General features: G+C 48.0%; 3 protein-coding genes. 1 reads left to right on the forward strand and 2 read right to left on the reverse strand.

Features of this window, described 5'->3' with window-relative positions:
- A partial coding sequence (locus U869_RS0128155) for an amino acid permease (protein ID WP_025123514.1) occupies positions 1–625 on the reverse strand: 625 nt, incomplete at its 3' end.
- Positions 626–1,191: 566 nt separating this feature from the next.
- Between U869_RS0128155 and U869_RS0128165 the strand changes: the two genes are divergently transcribed.
- A complete protein-coding gene (locus tag U869_RS0128165) occupies positions 1,192–2,160 on the forward strand; it encodes an acyltransferase family protein (RefSeq protein WP_051588718.1) in 969 nt (322 codons plus the stop codon).
- Here the strand turns inward: U869_RS0128165 and U869_RS0128170 are convergent.
- Positions 2,122–2,858, reverse strand: a 737-nt coding sequence (locus U869_RS0128170) for a Na+/H+ antiporter NhaC family protein (protein ID WP_025124021.1), incomplete at its 5' end; no start/stop codon positions are given. The two genes, U869_RS0128165 and U869_RS0128170, sit on opposite strands and share 39 nt — an antisense overlap.

A 2,858-nucleotide genomic window follows, 5' to 3' on the forward strand; every position in this document is an offset into this window, starting at 1 on the left:
CGTAGTCGTTAAGATGAGATAAGTCCCCCACGCTAGCCAAAGAGGCTGCGGTCTCTGGTGTTCCCCAAAAGTTGAGTGCAAACACGTCACTTTTGAAGGCAAAGATCAGCACGATGACAAAGATGAGGATCGGCAGGATTTTGGCGATGGTAGCAATGGTGTTGATCGCCGCGGCGCTTTTCACCCCGCGCAGCACCAGAATGTGGAACGCCCAAAGAATGAGTGAGGCAAACAGCACCGCTGGAATGGTATTACCGTCGCCAAATATCGGGAAGAAAGCCCCCAGCGTCGATTTGATCAGCACAAAGTAAGAGACGTTACCAATACAGGTCCCGGCCCAGAAACCGAGTGCAGAGGCAAATCCCAGGTAGTCACCGAATCCGGCTTTGGCATAGATAAAAACACCGGAATCAAGATCGGGTTTTCGTTGCGCCAGCGTTTGGAACACAAAAGCCAGCATTAACATCCCACCACCTGCAATACACCAGGCGATGATGGCACCAAACCCTCCCGTAGCGCGCCCAAAGGTGGCCGGTAAAGAAAATATACCGGCCCCTATCATGGAGCCCACTACCAGTGCGGTGAGTGACCATAGGGACAGTTTATTCGTTGATGAGCTCGTCATGGTTTTCCTTACTGACACCGAGTCAAATAAAGTTATTACGTAATAAAAGGATAACGTTACCAACAGACTTACGATTAAATCATAGTCACTGCCAGAAATTTTTCCTGTCGCAAATAAACTTTTCCTTCAACATCAGCACGGCATAACCGACGCACGGCAAAATACTGCTACCGCACGGAATAAAAAACCAGATATAGGAATGTTCCTGGATTACAATGCTTTAAATATGATTAAATTAAATATAATACTTTATTCTTCGATGCTAATCTTGGATTGTTAATTTCACACTTTAATTTAAGTAAATTAAATCAATGAGATAGCATTGCCTCTGGAATTATGAAGGTTGCTCATCTAAATGCCTTTTAAGCATAAAAAAGCAGATTACATAAAAATAGTTAATAGGTATCAACCTGTCCATAGCTTTCTAAGCATATTCTTATGCCATGACTAGACGTTGGGCTAATGGTGAAATCGGCGCGTTGTGCAGCAGGGTTTATTGTACTAAGATTATTTTTATAAAAAACAGCGGGGTGTGTCACCAGCAACCCGGCGATGGACGGAAAACTATGATCAACAGTGTCAGTCAACAGGCATTAAAGAGTTTGAGTTGTTTTGCCGCCGTTACTTTCTTCTCGACCAGCCAAATGTGCGCCTTCGAGTGCTTTCTCCATGCCAATACCATGGGGGTACTGTACTTCGTGTCTATTATTGCCAAACCTTTGTTTTTTATCATTATCGGCTATATGGATGAGGTAGAGAAACTCACCAGGCTGGAGATAGTCGTCAAGATAAAATCCATTATCATGATAATTATTTTCTGGAACATCGTTTCATCGTTGATTAAAACCCAATATATTCATCAAGGTTATATTTTACAGAATGGCATACTATTAAACATGGGGATTATCTATCTTATTTACCCCATCATCCTCAAGGGAATTAAACATCTGAAAATAACCGGGTTCGTATTCGCCGCTCTGGTTGCCGTTATTGCGGTGCTAGACATTTTCAGCCCGTTGGATACCCAAGACGATCCACTGTTTATCTCCAGCTACTCGTTCATCTGGATATGGGGCGGCTACTACATTTTTGGCCATGTGCTGGGGGAAGCCCCAGGCCGCAGATTCACCAAGAAACCAGGCGTGCTGTGGGCTGCCAGGCTGCTGGTGATCCCAATCGGCGTCTCCATGTATTTCTATGAACGCTACCTGTCAACCCATACCCAGATCAGCGTTGCCGGCTGGTTTGTGCTGGAGCATCTACATCTGTTGGGCATGAGCCTGGCGCTGTTTATCCTGTTTGATAATATTGCCATCAAGAGCCAATGGCTCACCCGCATCGTAGAATTTATCAGCCCGGCCATGGTGGGCGTCTATATTGTTCACTACAGCGTATTCTATTTCATTACTACGCTGTATGATTTTAATGACGCCACGCTTAAGTTTACCTTGTTGATCCTGGTGTTTATTGCCTCGGTGCTAGTGTCACGGTTATTACTACTCAACCGCTTTACGGCTCGCATCATTTCCTTTTGACGCAGCGGCGATGGGGATATGGCGAATATTAAAGCCGGTAATCCCCAAGGCCAGGGTGAGCAGCGGGGCAGCGATATTAAACACCGCAAACGGCATATATGCCATGGTGGAGACCCCCAGTACCGCCGCCATATAAGCTCCGCAGGAGTTCCAGGGGATCAGCGGAGAGGTGACAATACCGGCATCCGAAACGATGCGCGACAGGTTCTCTGGCGCCAGCCCACGTTTGGCAAACTCGGCCCGGAACAGCCGGGTGGGTAGCAGCAGCGCAATGTACTGATCGCCCGCCGCAATATTCAGCCCGATCGCAGTGGCCACCACTGAAGTAAACAACTTGCCGACGGTTCTGGCCCGCAACAGTAACGGCGTGACCAGTTTATTCAGCAGGCCGAAATCATCCACCATGATGCCAAACGTCACCGCACCGATAATCAGCCAAATCGTCAGCAACATGCTGTCCATGCCGCCACGGGAAAGCAGGGCATCGATCTGCTCGATACCGGAGTTTTCCTGAAAGCCGGTAGCCATCGCGACCCAGACCGCCTTGATGGCCAACAGCGGGCTGGCCAGGTCGGGTTCGACAATAAAACGATCGATCACCTGAGGCTGCATAAAGGACGTCATGAGACCGGCCAGTAAGGCCGAGCACATGATAGCCAACGAGGCTGGCACTTTGGCCACCGATAGCGCCAACAGGA

The organism is Serratia sp. H1w, from assembly GCF_000633355.1.
Lineage (GTDB): Bacteria > Pseudomonadota > Gammaproteobacteria > Enterobacterales > Enterobacteriaceae > Chania.